Source organism: Varibaculum vaginae (assembly GCF_900604285.1).
Classification (GTDB): Bacteria; Actinomycetota; Actinomycetes; order Actinomycetales; family Actinomycetaceae; genus Varibaculum; species Varibaculum vaginae.
Genome location: NZ_UWNY01000001.1, coordinates 749,307 through 771,406 on the forward strand (window position 1 = coordinate 749,307; position 22,100 = coordinate 771,406).

Sequence of the window (22,100 nt, forward strand, 5' to 3'; positions counted from 1 at the left end):
AATACCTTTAAAGAAAGTAGCTGAATGATGTCGAAAGAAAAGGATGGGCGCTAGGAAACTTGGAGACAGCGAATCCTAGCACCCATCCTGGCACTCATGTCGCGTTCTCTATGAGAGTGCTTTTACAATAGCTTCAACATTGTGCTGGAAAGCCCCTAGATAGGTGTTGGTAGGTGCTTTCTCGCCGAGGGTGTCTGCGTATAGCTCGGTGTCGGAGAGTTTAACTTCCCAACCTTTAGACTTCACCATTTCTTGTAGGTGCTTAACTACTTCCGGGCTCTTCAGGTTGTCATAGAAAATGACCGGAACTTTTTTGGTGGCAATAGTGTTTGCCAATTCTTCCAGCTGTACCGCAGAGATTTCCGATTCGGAGGAAACCATATCGGTTGCCATAATATCTAGTCCGTAGGTACGTCCCAGGTAGTTGAAGGCGTCGTGGCCGGTTACCAGAGTGCGACGCTCGGCAGGAATTTTCTCAAATGCGGCCTTAGCTTTTTCATGCATGGCCTGAATCTTGGCGTTATATGCCTTTCCGTTCTTGAGGTATTTGTCGGCGTTGGCTTTATCCAGTTTCGCAATTTTTTCAGCGGTTGCGGTTACCGCGTACTGCCAACCAATCGGGTCATTCCATACGTGAGGGTCGTGACCTTGAATCTTTCCGTCTTCTTCCCAATCCAGTAACATCTTCTTCGGAATGGCCTCCGCTGCCGGCAAGGATTTATCGCCCAGACCATCGAACTGTCCCATCATTTTGTGTTCCATGTCGTGACTGGTCCAAACTACCAGGTCAGCTTTTTGGATTTTTTCTGTGTCCTTGGTGGTGAGTTCTTGGGTATGGGGGTCACCTCCCGGAGCTACCAGGGTAGTAATCTCCGCTTCGGGGGCAATATTTTTTACCGCATCGGCAAGATAGCCGGTGGTGGCAACGATTTTTAGTTTTCCATTAGCTCCATCCGCATTGTCGGTGGCACCATTTTTGGCGCATCCTCCCAGGGAAGCTGCCAGCGCCAGCGCGCAGATACCGGAGACTACGGCTTTCAGTTTCATTTATCCTCGTCTTTCATATTATTCGGTTACCCGAAATATTGGTTTAGGTTAGGTGAACCTGATAATAAAGATAGTTATCAGTTAGAAAAAAGAAAACTGACGTTTGTCCTATAGGGGGAGTTTGCGGTGTTAACCTGCGTGAACGGCTTTAGCTATGAGGTTTTTCATAAACTAGTGGCTATCGGTGATTCTTGGTAGTCAGATGAAAGATTGGGGAACGTAAACTTAGGGGACCCTGGCTAAATAATTAATTTTACCGGACTTTCCCGTGTGAGAAAGCCCGGCAAAATCTTTGCTGAGAGATTAGCTTTTTATGAAGCCTCTAAGGTAGATCCCTAGATAGGTATCTACGCGAATGCTACGAAGCACCTAGCTGACTGCTAATCATTTGCGCGTTGCTGCAGCAGCCGCAAACGCCGATGCAGGGGGTGAGTCGCGAAAATTGAGGCGGCTGTAAATGCTAAACCAGCTAGCAGTAAAAGGCTCATTTGGGTTACGGAATTCTCTGGGGTTTGTCCGGTATGTTCCTTTAGCATTTGTACCATCGGCATGGCAGCTATTAGCCCCAATAACCCTCCTCCCAGTACGGAGACTGCAAGTGGCCCCAGGGTTTCCAGCCACATTGAACGCAGCTCAAAGCCGCGCGGGGCACCCATTTTTGCGAGAGCTCGGGACTGCTGGGCGTTTTCAATCACGGTTGCCGCTTGGGTGATCAGCATAGCGCAGGCGCAAAGCGTGAAACTGACCGCCAGGGTAATCATGGTGCCAGTGTGGAAATCCCAGCGAGTCGAAGAGATAAAATTATTGGAAAGATTATCGGAATCTTCGCTATTAACAAGCACTGGTGACATGGCCACGAAACCCGCGATAAAAGCTAAGAATCCCATGCCGCTGACACGTCGCCAGGTAGTTTTGGGGTCAGCCGCTATCCGCCGTGAAGCCAATACCATTGCGGGAGTAGGTACCTTTGCTAATAAGCGGGCATTCAGCTGCAATAGATAGGGACCGAGTAAGTTAAATCCCAAAATAACTACCAGGATTATGCCGGATAACGCCACGAGAATCCAGGTTTTCGATAGCCCCAAGGTTAGTTGACTGACTATGAAAGCGGTGACAAAAATAGCTATCGCAGCTACCAAGCGCCACACACGCAGTGCCGGTTGGCTCGCCCTGCGAGTTACTCCCAAAGGGGAAACTCTCACCTGTTGCATTCCCCACCAGGAAGAAATCTGTCCCAGGAAAATCATTACTGCCAGTACTGTTAATAGTAGCCACCAGGGTAGTAACATCTCTTTAGCCGCTATGAATTTGGCTTCGATTTTAAGAGAAGTCCAGGTGGGAAGGGTCGCTAAATAAAGAGTGGTACCGATCAGGGAACCGATAACCGCTTGGAGGAGAGCGTCTAGCATAGTAATCTTGGTTACTTCTAGAGAGGACAGCCCCAACAGGCGTAAAGCTGCCAAACGCTTTTCGCGTCCTCGTGCCCCCAATACTGCTGCCTTAGTGGCTAGTGAGCATAGAGATGGGATGATCAAGGTGCAGGCCAAAATGGCTAACAGGAAATAGAACTTTAGAATGATTTCGAAACTTGCATCTACTTTAAGTAGTTGGGCAGCAATTCCCGTAGGATGCATCCAGCGATGGTAAAACATATAGGTGCCGCCGGCAATCGTTAAAGCTAACCCGGCGCACACCGTGTAGGCCAGGATAGATGCTAAATAAAGCAGAGACTCACCCTGGCGAGAGCGGAAACGGGCTTTAGTTAGATGCCAGGTTAACCAGTTTAGGTTCTGGGTGCGCGCGGAGACAGCCGGGCTGGCTATGTTAGTGCTCGACATTATGCCCTCCTTGAATGCGGCGCTAAAGCACGATCAGAATGGATTTGGCCATCCCGAATCTCAATCAGGCGTGAACACCATTGCGCTACGTTGATATCGTGGGTTACCAGCACTAATGCTGCTCCGCAGTGTTGTACTTCCCGGGTTAAAGTTTCCATCATTTCGTATCCGGTAGCTTGATCGAGGGCACCAGAAGGTTCATCCGCAAAAACCACTTTCGGGTTGCCAATCAGAGCGCGGGCAATGGCTACCCGTTGCGCCTGACCTCCAGACATATCGCCGGGGCGGCGCTTTTTAAGCTCTGAAAGTCCCAACTGGGCGAGTAGGTGATCTGCGCGTTTTAAAGCTTTAGGCAAGAGGGTGCCGGTCAGAATAAGGGGGAGCGCCACGTTTTCACGGGCAGGCAGCTCGGGAATGAGTTGCCCATCTTGGAACACAAACCCGAATTGGCTAAGCCGCAACCGGGAGCGCTTCACGTCTTTTTGTGCCGCGATATCCTCGCCCCGGAATAAGACCTTTCCAGATTCCGGAACCAGAACGCCGGATAAACAATGCAGCAGGGTGGATTTTCCTGACCCCGATGGCCCCATGATTGCCACCGACTCGCCCTCGTGAATTTGGAGAGAAACCCCGGAGAGGGCGTGGACGTTTCCAAAACTTTTCATGATGTTATCGGTGCTGAGCACCTCTTTTTCTTCGTATTGGTTCATACCCTCTATTTCAGTTCACCTGCCAGGTACAAGGAACAGTGCTGAAACTGATTTTTGGGTATTGCTAAAAACCACCCAAGGGGAGAGCTGTCTCTACCCAAAGGGGGAGAGTGCGCCCTCCCCTTGGCGCAACTTTCGGGTCAGGAATCATGATTTACCGTGATTGCCTGGAAACGGGCACCTATAGCTATTCGGCAAAAGGTTAGCTAAAATCAAGGTAGGTAACGCGCCAGCTGCCCGTTATATTATCCAGGCGAGGAGCTAATTTCCGATGACTTTGTAATCTCTACTCAGCTCAGCTGAGACGCTGCCCTTAATCGTTGCGTCCTGGAGATTATTATGTTTGTCATCATTCTCGAAAATATTTCTTTTTCATACTCCTCTAAACCGTTGCTTGAAAACATCAGTTTGCAGGTAGGGGAGCGCGAGCGTGCCTGTTTAGTTGGACCTAATGGTTGCGGGAAAACCACCCTGCTTCGCATTGCTTCCCAGGATCTTTTGCCAGAACAAGGCAAGGTCAAAATCGAGGGAGTAAATTCTGAGTTCTTTCAGGTACCGGCGATTGAACACTTTCGTGGAAGCGCCGGAGATTACCTCGACTGCGCTTTGCGTCCTCTAGGAAATATCGCTACCCAGTTTCAGGACGCGACCACCAAAATGAGCCAAGGTATTGGTACTGCCCAGGAGGGGCAGCGCTATGACCAGCTACTTGCCTTAATGAGCTGTTTTGATATTTGGTCGCTCGAGACACGGCTCACTGGAGTTCTGGCGAGGCTGGGCTTGAGGGCGCTCACAGGATCAGGACGTGACCGCAGTTTAAGCAGTATGTCCCCGGGGGAGCGGGGGAGGCTGCAACTGGCGGTCACGCTAATCGTGAAGCCCGAGGTGTTGATTTTGGATGAACCCACCAATCATTTAGACGCTCGTGCAATCGATTTTCTAGCAGAAACCGTTAATAAGTGGAGAGGCGCGGTTTTGATTTCGAGTCACGACCGGGCGTTCATCGAGGACACCGCCACGGTTATTTACGATATGGACGTAAGGGTATGGAATGAACTCGCTAAAGCTACTGGTAGTAGTCAGGTTACTGGTCTCTATCGCTGCGCGGGCGCCTACTCGAAATATTTAGCTGAAAAAACGAGTGCCCGCCGTAAGCTCCGGGGCTTACATACAGCTCAGCAGGCCGAGAAACGGTTACTGAGAAAACATCGCCAGGAAGCTAGCAAGATAGCTCGCGGGGGCGTGCGCCTGGCGAGCGCTGAGGGTAAAGCCAAGAAGTTTTTTGCAGATCGCGCTGCTGCCACCGCGCAGCGCCGAATGCGAAATGACGATATGCGAGGCGAGCGTCTTAGCAACCAGGAAGTACGTAGACCCTGTAGCTATGACCTGGCTTTTGAGCTCAATCAACCAGCTGTAAGCACCGGAATCGCGGTGGCTGCCCGTCATGCCGCAGTTGCCGGCCGTCTGGCGCCGGTCAGTTTTGATCTTTCCTACGGAGAGCATCTGCTGGTCACCGGTGCCAATGGCTCTGGAAAATCTACCTTACTGAATTGGATCTATCGCGGGCAGCCACCCGAGGGTGCGCAAAGTAGCGGCACAATCACCGGCGAGCGGAGGGTCGGGCTGGTGCCTCAGCAGCTTCCTCAGGAAAACGATCCCGGGTTTACTAGCCCCGTTTGGAAAAATGGTATCGGTGAGGCCGGGAAAGGCATCCTCCATCCTTCCCTGTGGACCAAGCCTATCCCGGAGCTGTCAGCCGGTAACCAGCGTCGAGCCCAAATTGCGTTAGCGCTGGCTGCCTCGCCCTCCTTGCTCATAATTGATGAGCCTACCAACTACCTAGACTTGGAGGCGATGCAAGCGCTGGAAGAAGCATTGCATGGTTGGGAGGGGACGCTAATCGTAGCAAGCCATGACAGGTGGCTGATCAGCCGCTGGCAAGGTAGACAAATCAATATCCGTTAGTGCTTGCTATAGTTTTTATCTTTCATAGATATCGCGGCGGTGTCCCGAATCAGTTTTCTATGCCATAGCGAGCCATAATTTTCTGGCCTTTGCCGGCATGTGCAATTCTTGGCGGTGATTCCGTAAGGGAAGCAAAGGAAAGCTCTTGAATTTGTACTGACAGGTATTTTAAAATGTATGTGCAAACGTTAAGAGGAGGGGCTGATGGGAGCTAGCACTTTAACTGTCAGAATTGATAGCGGGTTAAAAGAAGAAACAGCAAAAGTGGTGGAGAGCTACGGTCTTGATTTATCGTCGGTGATCCGAGCATTTTTCACTGAAATAGTGAACACTGAGTCCATCCCGCTATCCTTTGATTACCGGCGACCTAATGCCGAGAGTCTGGACGCTATTCGTGAAACCGAGCAGATGATTGCGCGTGGTGAAGGTAAAACCTATGCAAGTGGTCGGGATGTTATCGAAGCAGCGTTAGCATGAATGGGAGGCTTACAGCCAAGTTCACTTCTGCTTTTAGTAGGGATCTAAAGAAAAAAGCTGCTAAAAGACAGGGGAATCTCGATGAACTGGAGGCTGTCATTGATCTGATTTTAGAAAACTCGCGTGAATCGCGCGGTATTCTGAAGCAACGCCACAGAATGCATAAGCTCTCTGGCCAATGGGCTGGGAGCAATGAGTGCCACGTGGCTAATGCGGGTGATTGGTTGGTGATTTGGAGAACCTCCAGACAGGTTGCCTATTTTCAACGAACCGGAAGTCACAATGAACTTTTCGTAGGTAAAGACGAGATAGTGGGTACTGCACAAAGCAGCGGACGTTAATGCTCATAAGCTGTCTAAACTCGGGCGAGATTTTGATGGTTCCGCCGCAGGAGAAGTTTTTTAATTTGTGCTGACGATTATTTATGTTCTGCGTACAAAAACCATTAGAGGCGGGAAGGGGCTAACTTTATCTATAAACCAGTTAGATCCGAATGCTTCCCATCTGTATTAATATCTAGATGATTCTCGAGAGCAAACTGGTAGATATCTCTGGTTAGTGGTCGTGAATGCCAGCGGAAAAACATTCCCGAAGTGTTTTGACGCATGGCTTGCAACGCAAAAGTTCTAGCACCTTGTAATATTTTCGGGTATTCTTCGCAGATTCTTTTTAAGTCACCGCTGGTAAACACTACTTGGTCAGCTGACGTTGAGTTGTAGTCCACTTGGTTAACGAAAAACCCTTGGGTATAACGCTTCCAAGGTGTCAATAGGGAGAGCAGCCTGCTATGTGAAAACGTTCCGTCGGCAGTATTGAGACAGGAAAGTCCCGAGACCTCCCTTCTCGGGAAGAAAAGAAGTTCAAGAGTCCCGGTGTTTAGTGTTGCCCAACGACCTCCTGCAGTATTCGGACAATCCGAAATCGTCCAATATCGTCCTTCTAGGTTGATAGCTTCGGGAACCAGATTTGTTAACGCAAAAACCAAATCGGAGAGAATGGGATCTCGGTATTCATCGGGAACCTGTTTTAGAAACTTCGACGATTCATTTCCCAAAGAAGGTAATTTTTCTTTGATGCCGCGCAAATCGTATGGACCATCCCCAAGTACCCAAGAATGTTGTTCCTCCACCGGTATCGCTTTATCCAGTTTTGACGGTTGATTGTGACCTAAGTTCAGAGTGCGGTTCCGCAGGGGCTTACCAGATTCCCGAAATCTACGAATTTCGCTATTTTCTATCTTCGTCAAATTTAAGTTTTCGGGTACGGACATGAACCATAACTTCTCTATGTCATCCCAGGCTTCATGATGATTGGTATGACCATGCCGGTGCTGGGCAAAACGCGTCACTACATTCTGTGCTTGACCGACATAAAACTCACCGTTGAAAAACTGGAGGACGTAGATACCTCGGCGTTGTTTTGGAATCAACGCGGAAATTGACTCCAATTGGGAGACATTAAAACGCAGATACTTGAGGTTTGCTTTAGCGGGATTTGTGCTATTAGAAGAGGTCATCGTGAGATCCGGTTCGGGTGAGTACCAGAAGCAGCTCGCTTCGCTCGACACGGTAGATCAGTAGCCAATCTCCCTCGAGGTGAATTTCGCGATATCCCTTCCACTGTCCCTGCAGTGCGTGGTCCCGATAACGGATCCGTAACTCGCCGCGATCCTGAGCCATTAGGGCTGCAACTGCACGTGCCAACTTCGACGGATCATAATGCTTTTTGAACAGTGCTTTCGCGTCGCGTTTGAACTGGGAGGTGCGAAAGACTCTAGTTAGCTTCATTAAGATCTGCCATTAACTCAGCGACACTATCAAAGGAAGCTCCGGTGCGGGATTCGGCTTCAGCACGAGCGAGTAGGTTGGCTGAATTTTCCCGGCGCGGTGTGAACGGAATGCCGTTGCTGGCAATTGACTGCCTCAAAAACATGTTGATTGCAGTGCTCATATCTAACCCCAGGTCGCGGAAGAGCTCCGCTGCCTGAGTCTTGGTCTGGTCATCAGTTCGGAACGATATGTTAGCCACCAGAAATACCTCTTTTTACGCAATTGCCACTACTATGTGCCTACAATAGCATTAATTTTGCGTGATATTAAGAGCTTTAAAAATTTCTTTACTGCCTGAATCTTCCTGGTCGAGGGCGAATAACGGGGATGACTTGCTGTTGGAATGGCATTCAAATAGAGCTGCTAGTCGTGACTGTGGTCCCTTCTCTTCTTTCTGGTTAAGTGGGCGTGGGGTGATGTAGAGGTGGCGGAATCATAACTAAGTGGGCTCGGAACCTTGGAAATGTAGATTGCTGCAATTTTTATCTTTCATAGATATCGTGGCGGTGTCCTAAATTGATCGCTAGGATCAGCATCTGTGAGTCCATGATGTCGCAGATAACCCGGTAGTCTCCCACGCGATAACGCCAGTAGCCGATTAGTTCGCCTTTCAGGGCTCTACCTTTTGAGCGGGGATTATCTAGCTGGCTAACAATATGGAGTTCTTTTAGGATTCGCTTCGCGGAGGTGGCGTCAATCTTGCTAAGAGCCTTTTCTGCGCGCCAGGTGAAATCAATTTTCCATACCATAGCGAGCCATCATTTCTTCTAGGTTAACGGTATCGAGCTGTCCTGCGCGGTAGGCTGCCGAATCTCGGTGTAAAGCGCGCGCGTAATCTGACACTGGCGCCGCTACTTCGAAGGGGATACGTCGTTCAGTCCCAACTTTTTTGGCAAAAATCGTAAAGGCGGCGGTAAGGGTCAACCCCATAGCTTTGCATGCATCTTCCATCGACTCTTTGACATCAGTATCGAGTTTAAAATTAACATTTGATGTTGTTGATTTCATTACATAGCCTCCTTTTTTATAGTTGTTATCAGTGTATTTCATTATTTTATATTTGTAATCCATTATTTTGCTGGCTACTCCAGGATCCGGGATGCGACTACGGGCTGTCTAATTTTGGGCGTGATTCCCTAAAGAGAGCAAGAGAAATCGAGTTGCGGAGTTTTTCGATATTCTGACTGAGAGATTTTTAGTTTTTGTGAGACGGGAGCAGAAAATATGCGGTGGTACGAGAATCCTGATCTGTACTGGGTTATTGGTTGCTGTTTAGCGGGGTGTAGTGGAGTTTTCGCGGTACTACTGTTTTTTGGTGCAGTCAGCGTTATTACTGGTGTAGCTAATATTCTTTCTACTTTGGCTCTCGCTATTACCTGTTATGTTTTGTGCTACCGCTTCAAATGTTCTGCATCTGACTCAGATGAAAACTAAGTAAATTGTGCTATTAGAAGAGGCCATCGTGTGATCCGGTTCGGGTGAGTACCAGAAGCAGCTCACTTCGAGCGGCTATTCGGTAGCTGCGCTCCCTGCGACCTTTCTTCGCTCGGATCGGAAATATGAAGGCGAGCTTTCGTGTTAGCTATCCGAAATATAGTGTTAGCCCAATTTTCTGCATCTATGTATTTTTGCAGATAAATAAAGTATAATCACCGGTGGGTTGGATTTTCTATATGTATGGAATCCGGATTTAATCTAGAGAGAGGAAGAATTTTGATTCTTAATAGACACCGGAATAGATTGTTTCTTGCCGGTAGCCTGAGTTTACTATTAACTTTGAGCGCTACCCCTGCTTCAGCAGCCGAAGGCGCGCAGCCGACCGCAGTTAATACTGTAGAAAGCGGCGCAGATCCGGCAGCTAACAATCTGCACAAAACCGAAAATTATGTTAATTCAGATCTCTCGGTTCTGCCGGATAATGTTAACTGGGATGGTAGCCGTAAAGGAGTACCCGATACTAATACTTTTGATGAAGCTGTTAAACTGCCCAACACGGCTACTCCATACAGCATTGTAGATATGCAGAAGGTTCCAGGAGTGGATGAGCCTCTGATTACGAACGCTAAAGAGTTTGGCTGGGATCTAAACATGGGTGCCATCAGCATTTCCAAGGAAGGGAAAGCCTTTACCAACGGCACTGGGGAATCGGGAATTATTAATCCGGAAAATAAGAAAAATATATTTTGGTTCGGAAAATACCGTAAAAATGCAGAACCGGAAAATAAGAAAGACGAGGACACGGCATCGATTGCTGAGCGTGCATGGGATCCCTGGGTTAAGGCTAACCCAGGCTATTTTGAAGGAGCTAAAAAATCCATTGCCACCGGTGAGTACTGCAAGCTAAGCAAACAGCCATTTAAAACTCAGACGATGTGGGACACATGCGATAGTTCCGCAGTTGACAAGAACACCAAACAGGTCTTTAAAGATAACAGTACCGCGGGAATCGGCATACATGAGACGTTGGCGCGTGCAGATTTGAAGAATGGTACGCACCTTATATTTTCTTTTGATCGTATAGTTTATCCTCGATTTAATTCCGGGGTTAAACAGGCAGTCGATGTTACTCCTGGTAGTGAAATAGTTATTACCCCCTCCTGGGTATCCAATGGAAACGAGGGTGGCACCGACCAGCTACGGCTGCGAATTTATGACGCTACCGGAAAGCAAATTTCTGATTACCCAGACTGGGCTACAGATCGCCCGGTAATGCTTTACGACGGCACCACTAATAGACCAGAGGTTGGAACCCAAGGTTTTGTTTGGAAGGTCCCGAAAGGGGTAACCCGAATTTTCACCACTTTCCGGCAAGCAGATGAAACAAAAGATCATACTGGTCTTGCAAAGAAGAGCGCGGTTGCGCTCACCGGTTTTACTGGTGCAACTGTCACCACCGGATCGCATCTCACTATGTCTAGTGCAGCTAGCAATGATGCCTCGAAGCAGACCGTAAATAAACCGTTTGATTTCTCCTTAGAGATTTTAAATGACGGATTTGCTGCAACCGCTAATGGAGAGTTTTCTGCAACCCTACCCAAAGGTGTTACCGCGCAGGCAGTTTCCGTACTAATGGGAGACAAAGAAGTAAGGGGAACGATTACGGATGGGAAAATAACTGTTCCCCTAGAGAAAATCGAAGTGGGACAAAAAGCAGTTATCAAACTGCGTGGCCTAGTGCTTCCCGATACGAAAAAGTGGAACCTGGAAAATCCGCAACTGGCATACAACACCTTCGCATTGAACGGGGGATATACCGATGCAGCCGATTTCCAAGATCCCTTCCATATCGTGCATCCATACATGATTTCTTTGAGTGCAAATGAAGCTGCTAGTGTTACCCCACCAACGGAGTCCGGCTCTGCTGGCAAGACAAATTCTGGTTCTGCGACTGCGGGACAAACGAATGTCGATCCTTCCGGTCATAAAGCTCAGGTTAAGGAATCTTCGGTTAAAGAAACTCCGGGTAAGGAAACCTTACCGATAACTGGGGTACTGTCAACAGAAATTGTGGCACTCGCTGGATTATTTACCCTAGCTGGGGTGGTGTTACTCATCGTTCGCCGTAGATACGAAAAATAACAGTTAAATAATTTAAGGTGAGGGCTCTGGGTAATAATCCAGAGCCCTCACTTATACCCGCAAGGTAGAGTTAAGTTAATTTGAGGCTAATGCCCCTTGGGGGATTAATCAGGTAACTGCACCTGCGGTGCCGACCCTTCCTCACTCGTCGAATAAGCAAAAAGAGCAAGCCCTTTTGCTTGCTCTCCTCACTTCGAGCGGGTAGTTGCACCTGCGGTGCCTACCCTTCTTCGCTCGGATCAGAAACGTGAAAGCAAGCTTTCACATTCACGATCCTCACTCAGAGCGGGTGACGAGAATCGAACTCGCCTCTACAGCTTGGGAAGCTGTCGTTCTACCGATGAACTACACCCGCATGGGCATCTAGCCGCCCTTAAAGTATAACCAGTAATATGCCCGCGGCTCAAAATAAATACTAAAAGGTAAGGTAGAGCTGCCTGTCTCTGTGGTGCTCTACGGGTACTAATCCCGTAGGCTAAAAGTAGAAAAGCGTATAAAAATCCCTTGAATACTCAGGAGGGCGGATTATTGACTTTCGTGGTGGCGCTCGCGGCGATCTGCGACAGAAAACTACTATGCGCGCAGCGATCCTACCCCGAAAAATTACGGGGTAAGTGGGAGCTACCGGGCGGAAAAGTACGTGAGGGAGAGGAACCGGCGGCAGCATTGGTGCGCGAAATAAAAGAGGAGCTTGATTGGGATATTTCTCCCTTGCAGCTAGATGAAATCTTGCCCGGCCCGCTCCCATCGGGGAACTGGCCGCTATTTGAAGACGCGCAGATGCGGGTGATGCTTTGTCGTCCCCCGAAACTACCAATGCTACAAGCGGGGGATTCGCATCTTTGCTTGCAGTGGAATCCAACAGAAAAAGTAACGCAGTTAGACTGGCTAAAACCTGACCTACCTATTGCCGAAGCTTTAATTCGTGTCCTGAAAAAATAACCAGCCTAGCTGCGTCCTCAAAATAGATAGCAAGTAACCGGAACCGAAAATCCTAGTTAACGTAGCTTAGCTATCTTTTAGCCCCATGGCCTCAAATAATAAATAGATTGGGTGAACAGCCGGCTTACCGCCACCCTTCTCCAACTGCCAACGGCAAGTTTCGGTGTCTGAAACCACCAGATCAGAGTTAGTGCTCTTAATCTTGTCGAAAGCGGTCTTGCCCACTGCCTGCGCAATATCGTATTTTTCCCGCTTTAAACCGTAGGTGCCAGCAATCCCGCAGCACGTAGCCCCTGATTCGTGAACTTTTAGACCCGGAATTTTATCCAAAAGCTGTTTACCGGGGGTGCCGATCCCGGTGGATTTGAGCTGACAAGGCGCGTGATAAGTAACCGTGAGGTTCAGCGGCTCCAGATTAGCCAAATCCAGTTCGCCTCGGTCATACAGATCCAGCAAGAACTCGGAAATATCCCAAATACGTCGCGATACTTGCGCGAGCTCCTCGTCCTGGACTCCCAGGATCTCGCGTGCCTCATGCTTGACCATACCCACGCAAGAACCGGAAGATCCAATGATTGTCAGGTCATCTCCGGGGAGGTTCAGATCGTGTGCCAGCTTGCGAATCAACTTCTTCGCTCCGTCATAGAGGCCGTTAGACTGCTGCGCTAATCCACAGCAACCATGGGGAGGTACCAGTACCTCATAGCCGAGGTGCTCGAGGATCTGCACTGAACGAATGGAGGTAGTAGTTTCAAAGAATTCGCCCGCGCAACCGTGGAAAAACACTACTTTGCCCTTGGTGGGAGCAGGAGCCGAGCGGGTGTGCTTCTTAAACCATTTTTCAAAACTGAACCCATCAGCTACCGGCATCGGCGCTTCATGGTGAATCCCAAAAGTTTTCTCCACGACCTGGCGGATCAGCTTTTGCCGAAGCGCCCAGTTGGCTAACGGCGCCACCGGGGTCATCGCCTTGCCCATAAACATAGTGTTAGAGATGAGCACATCCCGTAGCGGACGTCCATTCTGCTGTTTCATTGCCGCTCGCGCCACGTTATTGAGTTCTGCTACCTTTACTCCCTGTGGACAGACCAAAGTACAGGTGCCGCAGCTGGAGCAGTAATCAATAGTGTGGTCAACCGAAAGTCCCTTACGGAACCGCTCGGCTTGCGGACCCACATATTTTGGTCCGGGAAATAGGGGAGTAACCGCTGCTACCGGGCATTGGGTTTCACAAATCGTGCATTTGACACATGCATCTAAGCTGGCGCGCATCAGCGGATTAAACTCGGGTTTATTGCGTAAATCTTTACTCATTGCTTTCCCCTAAAATTGTTTCGCAAGCGCGCAAAGCGGAGGCAATCGCAATCCCATCACCAGACTTTTCTCTCCAGCGGGTGGCTCCCGCCAGCAATCCGCCCGCCGCGTAAAGATTCTGATAAAGCGGAGCCCCGGTATCAGCTAGCACTCGCATTTGGGAATCTACCTGCACTCCCACTTCAAAAAGCGGTTGGTTGGGTCCCCAATAGTCCTCGTGTACCAACGGGCCATCCGGTATCAGCAGCGGCAAATCAAAGGCTCTTTCAGTAACGTTCCAGTAAGAATCCACGCGTAAGCTACCGGACTCAAAACCCCCACCAGCGTAGATAAAGTGGTTAGCTTTGATGGTGGTGTCAGAACCTGCTGAGTTGATTGTAATCGATTCCACGCGTTGATCCCGAGCGCTAAGTCCAGTCACTTCCGAGCCGATAATGTAGCGTGCCCCGAGGTCGCGAACAGTTTGGGTTAGGGTCTCATTGATGCGCATTCCCGGAATAGAAGGAGGTAGTAGGGGGATTTCAAAAACCTCATGCACGAGACGGCGGGCGATATCCTTCCAGACGCGGTGATCTTTCAGTCCCAGTACTGCCGGGAAACCAACCACTTCCCCCTCTTTCAAATGAGGTTTAACCAGGTCACAGAATCTCGCTCGAAAATCTTCGATATCGAGGGCGCGCGCGAAATTTAACCCGGAAGTATCGGCTTCACCGTGACGTACGGGGATATCTATCCAGATGTACCGGGCGGAAACTTTACCTCCACCTGGGATCTCTGCCTTTTCCAGATTTTCGGCCACGATTTGCGGATAGAAGTCCTTTAACTGCCGCAGTCCTACGATCAGGTATTTCTTTCCGTCCGCGGGTGTTCCTGCCAGCATGGAAGGCTGGGGCAGACAGGTGGGACGCCAAGCGCCCAGGCTGGTAGGTAAGAATACATTTTTATCCGGAGAGCCTACCAGTAAATCTGCTCCCAACTGCTCCTTTAACCAGTTTGCAGAATTAGCTACTGCTTTAGAACCTAATTTTCCATAAGGGTGAGAAGCTGATAGTTTATCGATTTCCCCTAGAGGATTATTTACTCGGTTCGGATTGTATCCGTAAAGGTCAATAGTGCCTTGCCCTAGCTGAATACCTCCAATACCTTTGGTAATTAAATCAACTTCCCGCCCGGCCTGCAGCAGATAAACTGCCGCGCTAAGTCCGGAAAGACCGGCACCGATAACTACTACGTCTCTCACGCGAGTACCTTCTTCACGGATTCTCGCTCCTGTCTATCGCGCTCTTGCTCCACCGGATTGAGCGCTACCTCGCTTAATTCAGTTTTTCCCGGTACATGTTCCAGGTCGAAAATGCCCTGCATAATCCAGTTGTCAAGGGCGACTTCGCGGGCGGACTCTCCAAAAAGAATCGGTTTAATCCCAATCCAACGATTCTTCATAAATAGAGAAATCATATTGGTTGCTCGCTCGACCGAAGCGGCACCCTGCTCATTTATAATCCCGGCACAGCGCATAGAGCAAAACCCTCCCTGGCATGGCCCCATTCCAATTCGTAACTGACGTCGTAGGTCATCGAGGGAAGCATTGGGGAATTCCTGAATTTTTTCTTCCAGCATCCGTCGAGAGACCAACTCACATTCGCAAATAATCTGATCTTTGTTCCATTGTTTTTCGCGCGCCTGCAGGCGGTCAGTTAGGCGGTGTTGGCGGGCGTCCTCTTGTCCGGGAACAGCTTCCTGGGAGGTACGGCAAGGGCGTTGGTCATTCATCATTTCACACATGACGTTGACCGCACGTTCAGCCATGAGCCGGCAGGTGGTTAATTTTCCTCCTGCCACCGTGAGCATACCTTTTACTCCGTCGCGTTTTTGGTGATCCATAATCGACATTCCCCGCGACATATGGCGCGAATCGGTAGCCGCCACTCGCTTATCTTTGACCAGGGGGCGGGCTCCTACCCATACGTGCAAGGGGCGGGAGTGGCGAAAACCAGGTATCAGGGCTTCCCCGGCATCTAGCATTTGTTGTACTTCTTGATCCTTTATCTGCAAAAAGTCAGCGCTGGGTGCTACCTGGTCGGTGGTGCCGATGATGGCAACCTGATGGGCAGGAACAATTAAATCTCCATCCGAAGGGTAAACGCAGCGGTTGATTACGTGATGGCATATACGGTGATTCATAGCGATCATAATGCCCGCGCCGGGAACCACATCCACATCATGGCACCCTGCTAGTGCAGCAATTTCGCCTGCCCAAGGTCCCGCGCAGTTAATAACGAACTGGCAGTCAATGTGGACTTTTTCCCCGCCATTTTTGTGATCCTCACAGATGACCGCACTAACTGTTCCATCGTTAATCTCGATAGCGGTAACCCAGTGATAGGGAAGGATTTTTGCGCCATACTCTTTAGCTGATTCAACAAAACCCCAGACCATTTTCCAGCCATCAACAGTGCCATCTTGCACCGCGAAAGCTCGCTTGAGTTTCGGATCTAGGCGAGGTTCACGCTTTAAAGCCTCGACAGGAGAAATCTCGTAGGCGGGTACTTTGGTCTTATTAGTGCATTCCAGAAAAATCTCGGCGTGTTCTTCGCTGTCTTGAGAGGTAGTAACAAAAAGGCCGCCGGTGTCCTCAATCGCATGGGGGACAACTTTCCGTAAAATAGCGTTTTCTTCCGCGCATTCGGTTGCGGATTCAGGATCTGATTTTACGTAGCGTCCCCCAGAATGGAGTAAACCATGAAACCTAGCGGTGGTACCCTGGGCTAAATCCACTCGATCTACCAGCGCGGCTCGAAACCCGCGCATAGCAACATCGCGTGCAACGGCACTACCAGTGGAACCGCCACCAATCACCACCACATCGACTTCTAGTTTTTTCACCCTTTGCCTCCAGAATCGAACGCGGCCTCGCTGCTGCGCGCTCAGCGCTCACCACACACTCACTCGCTGTAGCTGTTTTCAGCGTATATCGCACTCTTGTTTTTCACCCCAGATAGTGACCTCTTTGCACATATTCACACGCGAATTTTTGCTAATACACGTCTTTTCATAAGCAAAAAGAAAACTTGCTGCGATTAACTACCCGGGAGCATTAAAGGGGAGGTGCCCGCTGCGCTAGACTGAAGTCATGCTTTTATCTGACCGTGATATTGCCAAGTTGTGTGCTTCTGGGGAAGTGGAGATTTCCCCCTATGACCCGCAGATGATACAGCCTGCCTCCATTGATGTGCGTTTGGATCGCTATTTTCGGCTCTTCGACAACCATAAATATTCGGTAATCGATCCCGCTTTGCCTCAAGATGACCTTACCCATCTGATAGATGTGGGGGAGAACTCTCCCTTTGTGCTGCACCCCGGAGAGTTCGTGCTGGGATCCACCCTGGAACGGGTGTGTTTAGCTGACAATATTGCTGCTCGCCTGGAAGGAAAATCATCGCTGGGTCGCCTGGGGTTGCTTACCCACTCTACCGCTGGTTTTATTGATCCCGGTTTCAACGGGCATGTCACTTTGGAATTATCGAACACGGCCACGATGCCGATCCTGCTCTACCCGGGTATGAAAATTGGGCAGCTCTGTTTCTTTCAATTATCTTCTCCGGCGGAAAAGCCTTATGGTTCCCAGGAACGGGGATCTCGTTACCAGGGACAACGGGGGCCGACTGCCTCTCGCTCCTATCTGGGGTTTAGTTGTACTGAAGTGCCGGAAATGGAAGAAGCGTAGTGAGTGACACTCCGCTTACTGATACCTCTACTTTTGCGCGGATAGAAACCGGGAAAATACCTGCAGTACGTATTACTGAACAGGGATTGCAAACCCAAAAGCAGGCGGCCGCCATTAATCCGGGGGCATCCTATATGGGCAGCCAAGGGTTGCTGAAAGTTGGTGACTTCTCCGCAGTGGGCTGTAAACAATTGGTGGTTTTCCCTGCGGAAGTCACTCCGGAAGAAGTAGAGGCGCTGGCGGTCTCTCTTTGGGAGGATGCAGGCTGGGTAGCTCCTGGCAGGTTACGTCTTAGCGGCTCTGCCGCATTGAATGGCCCTTTTTCTCTCGACCAGAAAATTCGTGAATCCTTGCAGCTGCCCGCGCAATCCCAGTTGGCTTTTTATTTGGAATGTCCGCGACAACGGGGAGGGGAGCTAGCAAAAGATTTGCGAGGAATCGACTCGCTTACCGATGCCTTTGCTGCCAGTGAGCCCATCGGCCTGGAAGATGAAATTCTGCGTGGTCTGTTGGCTATTTGCCGTCGTTTAGGGGGAAGTCTGCGGGTAGGGCCAGGTAATCGCGCCGTAGATTCCCCGGCACAGATACTTTCACCAGATCCGGACTCGGCGGTTAATCTAACTGTTTATTCGCCCTATTGGATAGAAAAAACGTCTCTAAAGAAACTACTAGAACCGGTAATGGGGGAGTTGCATACCAACCCAGGATCTCCGGAACGTCCCCGTCGTTCTCAGCGGCGTTTTGCCCAAGAGGCCGAAGCTTTGGTGACTGCTCAACTGGGGGCCGAAAAACTTGCATGGATAGCGGCAGAGGCGGCAGCTTTTGATAAAGAGGTGGGAAACCAGATAAAACACAGCAATGCGTTTGCTCTTTACGGCTCCCGGGGGGCGGGGGCAGACTTTTTTGTGGGAGTCGAAACCAGTGTGCAGGTACCACTCTCTTTGCGTTTTCATCCTAATCATGGACAACCTTTCGCAATTTATCAGTTGCAATGGCTAGGGGAATCACCGGGAAATAGACGACTTAGTCGCGTAGAGCGGGTGGCGCGGATGAAGGTAATCAACATGTTTGAGGACGCGGCGCGCCTCTTGGCTCAAGTAGCTGCGGGAACCGTGATTGACGAAGATTCCTTCCTGGTAACTTGGAATTAGTTTTTCTACTAGCGATAGTTACGGTGGAAAGCGAGGTAAAGCTGCCGTAATCGCTAATAACCAACCAATCGTCACCTAGCGAAAAAGAAAAACAGATAATTTTTCTTGGCGGCGACTACAATTTAGCGATAACCGCAAAGCGCAAGGATTTATATGATTTCAAATAGCCAGGCCAGCTCTCCTGGAGGGCATACAGAGGTCATGCAAGTGTTATCGGGATTACTGATGGTGCTGTTTGTGGCGGTAATGTCGGTAACTATTATTGGTACCGCGCTGCCCACGATGATGGCCGCACTCAGCGGTACCGAATCCCAATACACCTGGATTGTTACCGCTATGATGCTCTCTGCCACGGTAGCCACTCCAGTTTCAGGCAAGCTCGCCGACATGTATGACTCCAAGAAACTACTAATCGGAGCCATTGGGCTTTTTACCTTGGGATCTTTACTATCCGGAGCGGTAAATGCCGCTTGGCAGCTAATTTTTACCCGCATCTTGCAGGGATTAGGCATGGGTTCAATCATGTCTCTTTCTCAGGTGGTAATTGCTCTGGTGATTCCGCCACGTGAGCGCGGACGATATAACGGTTATATCGGGGCAATCATGGCGATCTCCAATATTTCGGGGCCGCTAGTTGGTGGATTCATAGTTGCTACCCCCTGGCTGGGATGGCGTTGGTGCTTGTGGATTTCCATCCCCTTCTCTCTAGCGGCTATGGCGGTTCTCTGGCGTTTTTTGCGGGTTCCGACGCCGCAAATCACTAAACCGAGAATTGATTTTTTGGGTACTGCCCTGATTACTGTCTCAGTTTCCGGTGTTCTCATTTGGCTGTCGCTGGTAGGTAAAACCTTTACTTTTTTATCCTGGCAAACCGCGGTGATACTCAGTTTATCTGCGTTATTGCTGGTGTTCTTCGTGCTATGGGAACTGTATTTCCCAGAACCTATCATCCCTATGTGGATGTTTACCCAGCGCACCACGCTGCTCTCGATTTTAGGGTCAATCTCGGTGGGAACTGCGCTAAATGCTCCGCCTCTGTTTTTCACCCAGTTTTTTCAAATCGCTAAAGATATGAATCCTGCCTTAGCGGGGATGGCATTGCTGCCAGGTATGATCGGAACGTTTATTGCCTCCACTTTTATTGGCATAATGGTTTCGCGAATAGGACGCTGGAAACGCTTCGTGGTTGGCGGTTTCGTGGTGATGTGTCTGGGGATCTTCTTTATTACCTTGATTGATAAAAATAGCCCTTACTGGTTTTGTGCCTTGGGCATGTTTTTGCTGGGAGCGGGACAAGGCGCCAGTATGCAAAACCTGGTGCTAGCGGTGCAAAACGGGGTGAAACTACGTGATATGGGTGCTGCTACCTCTACGGTTACATTTTGTCGTTCCATGGGAGGCGCAGTTGGTATTCAAATCTGCGGTTTCGTGTTCACCTGGGAAATCGCTCGCCAGGTGAGGGTCGGGATGGCAAAGTTAGGGGACAAAGGCGCTGTCTTGTCGGAAAAATCTACCCTGGAGCTGGATAAACTAACCCTCCCTCAACAGCAAGTGGTTCGCGATGCCTATGCGGGTGCCTTAGGGGATATTTTTGTGCCACTGCTGGTACTTTCGGTAATCGGATTGGTTTGCGTATGCCTAATGAGAGGTAGCGAGCTGATTTCGGAATACGCAGAGCGTGAAAGTCAAGGCCATCAGGCAACCGAACGGGAACGCGAATTGGTGCGTCGTGCCCTCGAAAAAGATCAGATAAGTCAGGATCTTTCTTACCTTGCGCAAAAGCGAGTTGCAGGGCTAGAGCCCGGCGGGGAGTTGCCCGCGAAGCGCACTCGGGTCGGTGAGAAGGATACACCTGATTTAACGGATGCTACCCACCACTGTCCACCAGAGAATCCTGATGAAGGTGAGCAGGATTTGGGGACAGAAAATCAAGACCTAGGGTAGGTTATAGATAACAGAAAAGGTGGAAAGGTAGACCATGGATATTGGTTGGAAAGTTGCAAGTGCTGCCAGCGTGGCGGGTGCCGGACTCTTAGCTAACCTGGTTATTAACACCGGCTGGAAGCTGGTGACTGGGCATAATCCTCCTCAAGATGGGGAAGAGGCAGCACAATCCTCGCTACTGGAAGTAGTACTTTTCGCCGCTATCTCAGGGGTTGCAGTTACCCTGATTCAGCGGGCAACTATGCGGCGTACCAACAGCTGGTATGGAGGACGTAATAAGGACGTCCTTGAGCTAGGTAACTAAATATTCTTAGATACGAGCGCGCTAGCGTTCACATAGCTTTTTGATGAGTGCAGAAATACCGGTGATAAGCTCAAGATGACCGTAACGACAGGGGAGCCGAATAGGCTGAGAGTGTCCAAATGGACAGACCCTCGCACCTGAACCAGGTAATGCTGGCGCAGGAAGTCGAGTCTCTTACTTGCGCCTGCAAGTCCCCTCCTAATAAATGGAGGGAAAAATGCGCAAACTAGCGCGATTTACTGCAACCCTAGCAATTGGGGCGTTAGCTCTAGGACTGAGTGGTTGTGGGAACGATAAAAATGCTGCTCCTACCAAAGGTGGTAGCAACACAGTAACTATTGTTACCAATGGTAGTTGGACGTTAGGCAAAGAAACTATAGCTAAAGCTAAAGCTGCCACTGGACAGGAAATTAAGCTGGTAAATGGGGAGGAATCGGGTACCCTCGATTCCAAACTAATCTTGCGTAAAGATTCTCCGTTAGGTGATATGGCAGTGGGTCTTACCGCCAATAACGTTGTTAAAGTAGCCAAAGCAGGAGTTATTGCGCCCTCGAAAGTTAAGGTTCCTTCCACGGCGGAAAAATATCTGATTAAGCAAGCGGATGGGGCGCTGCCTTTAGACCGCTCCGATGTGTGCGCTAACTACGATGTTGCTTACTTCAAAGAGAACAATCTGACAGTGCCAGAAAAATATGATGACCTGCTGAAACCAGAATACAAAGGTTTGATGGTAATCGAGAATCCCGCCAAATCTGATACTGGATTAGGGATGCTTTTGGCTACCTTACAACAAAAAGGCAACGATGGCTTCGTCAAGTATTGGAAAGACTTGATGGCTAATGGTGCTAAAGCTGTAAATACCTGGGATGAAGCTTATAACCAGGAATTCACCCAGGGGGAAGGGAAAGGAAAGTTCCCGATCGTAATGTCATATTCATCTTCCCCTTATTGGTCGGTTTCCGAGGATGGAAGTTCGGCTCCAACTGCAAATATCGCAGGAACTTGTTATCCGGCGGTCGAATATGGAGCGGTATTGCAGGGAGCAAAGAATGCCGCTGGCGCTGAAAAAGTTTTGAACTGGCTCTACAGTGAAGAAGGCCAGACCGCGATCATGAATGAAAACATCACCTATCCTATTGATGAGCAGGTGAAACTAGACCCGAAATTGGAGAAGTTCGCTCCCCGCCCTGAAAATGACAAGCAACTAGATCCGGTGCAGATAGAACAAAACCGCGGCGAGTGGATTCGTCAGGTACAAGCGGTATTAGGCTAGCAG

The 22,100-nt window shown here is 49.6% G+C and carries 21 protein-coding genes, 1 tRNA gene and 1 riboswitch; of the genes, 10 read left to right on the forward strand and 12 right to left on the reverse strand.

Translation table 11 applies throughout. The features are described 5' to 3' along the window. Positions 1 to 108: 108 nt before the first annotated feature. The 3 genes from EFB02_RS03220 to EFB02_RS03230 all read right to left on the reverse strand — a co-directional run bounded on the left by EFB02_RS03220 (position 109) and on the right by EFB02_RS03230 (position 3,595). Positions 109 to 1,047 carry a metal ABC transporter substrate-binding protein gene (locus EFB02_RS03220; RefSeq protein WP_122820152.1) on the reverse strand — a complete coding sequence of 313 codons (939 nt, stop codon included), beginning with the start codon at positions 1,045 to 1,047 and terminating at the stop codon, positions 109 to 111. Positions 1,048 to 1,427: 380 nt separating this feature from the next. Beyond that, positions 1,428 to 2,885, reverse strand: coding sequence for an FtsX-like permease family protein (locus EFB02_RS03225; RefSeq protein WP_122820153.1), 1,458 nt, complete (start codon positions 2,883 to 2,885; stop codon positions 1,428 to 1,430). After that, positions 2,885 to 3,595, reverse strand: coding sequence for an ABC transporter ATP-binding protein (locus tag EFB02_RS03230; protein WP_122820154.1), 711 nt, complete (start codon positions 3,593 to 3,595; stop codon positions 2,885 to 2,887). Before EFB02_RS03230 ends, EFB02_RS03225 begins: the two co-directional genes overlap by 1 nt. A 339-nt stretch (positions 3,596 to 3,934) precedes the next feature. Here EFB02_RS03230 and EFB02_RS03235 point away from each other — a divergent pair, with 339 nt between their 5' ends. From EFB02_RS03235 to EFB02_RS03245, 3 genes are all read left to right on the forward strand, one after another. Then, complete coding sequence (locus EFB02_RS03235; protein ID WP_122820155.1) at positions 3,935 to 5,560, forward strand: ATP-binding cassette domain-containing protein; 1,626 nt, start codon at positions 3,935 to 3,937, stop codon at positions 5,558 to 5,560. Between the two features lie 204 nt (positions 5,561 to 5,764). After that, a complete protein-coding gene (locus EFB02_RS03240) occupies positions 5,765 to 6,037 on the forward strand; it encodes a type II toxin-antitoxin system RelB/DinJ family antitoxin (protein ID WP_122820156.1) in 273 nt (90 codons plus the stop codon). Beyond that, the gene (locus EFB02_RS03245) at positions 6,034 to 6,378 is read left to right on the forward strand and encodes a type II toxin-antitoxin system YafQ family toxin (RefSeq protein WP_122820157.1); all 345 of its coding nucleotides are present in this window, start codon (positions 6,034 to 6,036) and stop codon (positions 6,376 to 6,378) included. The genes EFB02_RS03240 and EFB02_RS03245 overlap by 4 nt, the downstream gene beginning before the upstream one ends. Positions 6,379 to 6,509: 131 nt before the next feature. Here EFB02_RS03245 and EFB02_RS03250 read toward each other — a convergent pair whose 3' ends face one another. The 5 genes from EFB02_RS03250 to EFB02_RS03270 form a co-directional block, all read right to left on the reverse strand. Continuing rightward, on the reverse strand, positions 6,510 to 7,553 hold the full coding sequence (locus tag EFB02_RS03250; protein ID WP_122820158.1) for a GIY-YIG nuclease family protein: 1,044 nt from the start codon (positions 7,551 to 7,553) through the stop codon (positions 6,510 to 6,512). Beyond that, on the reverse strand, positions 7,540 to 7,824 hold the full coding sequence (locus EFB02_RS03255) for a type II toxin-antitoxin system RelE/ParE family toxin (protein WP_122820159.1): 285 nt from the start codon (positions 7,822 to 7,824) through the stop codon (positions 7,540 to 7,542). The genes EFB02_RS03250 and EFB02_RS03255 overlap by 14 nt, the downstream gene beginning before the upstream one ends. Continuing rightward, positions 7,811 to 8,065: a type II toxin-antitoxin system RelB/DinJ family antitoxin gene (locus tag EFB02_RS03260; protein ID WP_024058315.1), complete on the reverse strand. Its 255-nt coding sequence runs from the start codon at positions 8,063 to 8,065 to the stop codon at positions 7,811 to 7,813. Before EFB02_RS03260 ends, EFB02_RS03255 begins: the two co-directional genes overlap by 14 nt. Before the next feature lie 283 nt (positions 8,066 to 8,348). Beyond that, positions 8,349 to 8,615, reverse strand: a complete 267-nt coding sequence (locus tag EFB02_RS03265; RefSeq protein WP_122820160.1) for a type II toxin-antitoxin system RelE family toxin — start codon at positions 8,613 to 8,615, stop codon at positions 8,349 to 8,351. Beyond that, positions 8,599 to 8,937 (reverse strand): type II toxin-antitoxin system RelB/DinJ family antitoxin, encoded by a 339-nt coding sequence (locus tag EFB02_RS03270; RefSeq protein ID WP_234992712.1) that lies wholly within the window; start codon positions 8,935 to 8,937, stop codon positions 8,599 to 8,601. The genes EFB02_RS03265 and EFB02_RS03270 overlap by 17 nt, the downstream gene beginning before the upstream one ends. A 705-nt stretch (positions 8,938 to 9,642) precedes the next feature. On the opposite strand from EFB02_RS03270, the gene EFB02_RS03280 reads away from it, so the two are divergent. Continuing rightward, positions 9,643 to 11,445, forward strand: coding sequence for an LPXTG cell wall anchor domain-containing protein (locus EFB02_RS03280; protein WP_147471021.1), 1,803 nt, complete (start codon positions 9,643 to 9,645; stop codon positions 11,443 to 11,445). A gap of 284 nt (positions 11,446 to 11,729) precedes the next feature. Here EFB02_RS03280 and EFB02_RS03285 read toward each other — a convergent pair. Next, positions 11,730 to 11,800 (reverse strand) — tRNA-Gly (locus EFB02_RS03285). A 149-nt stretch (positions 11,801 to 11,949) separates the two neighbouring features. On the opposite strand from EFB02_RS03285, the gene EFB02_RS03290 reads away from it, so the two are divergent. Further along, on the forward strand, positions 11,950 to 12,387 hold the full coding sequence (locus tag EFB02_RS03290; RefSeq protein WP_122820163.1) for an NUDIX domain-containing protein: 438 nt from the start codon (positions 11,950 to 11,952) through the stop codon (positions 12,385 to 12,387). Positions 12,388 to 12,453: 66 nt separating this feature from the next. Here the strand turns inward: EFB02_RS03290 and EFB02_RS03295 are convergent, their stop codons facing one another. From EFB02_RS03295 to glpA, 3 genes are read right to left on the reverse strand one after another with little or no spacing between them, the layout of a single operon-like run. Further along, positions 12,454 to 13,701 (reverse strand): anaerobic glycerol-3-phosphate dehydrogenase subunit C, encoded by a 1,248-nt coding sequence (locus tag EFB02_RS03295; protein ID WP_122820164.1) that lies wholly within the window; start codon positions 13,699 to 13,701, stop codon positions 12,454 to 12,456. Beyond that, positions 13,694 to 14,941, reverse strand: coding sequence for a glycerol-3-phosphate dehydrogenase subunit GlpB (glpB, locus tag EFB02_RS03300; protein ID WP_122820165.1), 1,248 nt, complete (start codon positions 14,939 to 14,941; stop codon positions 13,694 to 13,696). Before glpB ends, EFB02_RS03295 begins: the two co-directional genes overlap by 8 nt. Further along, positions 14,938 to 16,584: an anaerobic glycerol-3-phosphate dehydrogenase subunit GlpA gene (gene glpA, locus EFB02_RS03305; RefSeq protein ID WP_122820166.1), complete on the reverse strand. Its 1,647-nt coding sequence runs from the start codon at positions 16,582 to 16,584 to the stop codon at positions 14,938 to 14,940. The genes glpB and glpA overlap by 4 nt, the downstream gene beginning before the upstream one ends. A 247-nt stretch (positions 16,585 to 16,831) precedes the next feature. Between glpA and dcd the strand changes: the two genes are divergently transcribed. The 5 genes from dcd to EFB02_RS03335 all read left to right on the forward strand — a co-directional run bounded on the left by dcd (position 16,832) and on the right by EFB02_RS03335 (position 22,097). Continuing rightward, positions 16,832 to 17,425 carry a dCTP deaminase gene (dcd, locus tag EFB02_RS03315; protein WP_122820168.1) on the forward strand — a complete coding sequence of 198 codons (594 nt, stop codon included), beginning with the start codon at positions 16,832 to 16,834 and terminating at the stop codon, positions 17,423 to 17,425. Further along, the gene (locus EFB02_RS03320; RefSeq protein ID WP_122820169.1) at positions 17,425 to 18,576 is read left to right on the forward strand and encodes a hypothetical protein; all 1,152 of its coding nucleotides are present in this window, start codon (positions 17,425 to 17,427) and stop codon (positions 18,574 to 18,576) included. Before dcd ends, EFB02_RS03320 begins: the two co-directional genes overlap by 1 nt. A 153-nt stretch (positions 18,577 to 18,729) precedes the next feature. After that, on the forward strand, positions 18,730 to 20,520 hold the full coding sequence (locus EFB02_RS03325; protein ID WP_122820170.1) for an MDR family MFS transporter: 1,791 nt from the start codon (positions 18,730 to 18,732) through the stop codon (positions 20,518 to 20,520). Positions 20,521 to 20,554: 34 nt separating this feature from the next. Continuing rightward, on the forward strand, positions 20,555 to 20,824 hold the full coding sequence (locus EFB02_RS03330; protein ID WP_122820171.1) for a DUF4235 domain-containing protein: 270 nt from the start codon (positions 20,555 to 20,557) through the stop codon (positions 20,822 to 20,824). Between the two features lie 79 nt (positions 20,825 to 20,903). After that, positions 20,904 to 21,005: riboswitch (TPP riboswitch) on the forward strand. Between the two features lie 36 nt (positions 21,006 to 21,041). Beyond that, a complete protein-coding gene (locus EFB02_RS03335) occupies positions 21,042 to 22,097 on the forward strand; it encodes a thiamine ABC transporter substrate-binding protein (protein ID WP_160115364.1) in 1,056 nt (351 codons plus the stop codon). The last annotated feature ends 3 nt before the right edge of the window (positions 22,098 to 22,100 follow it).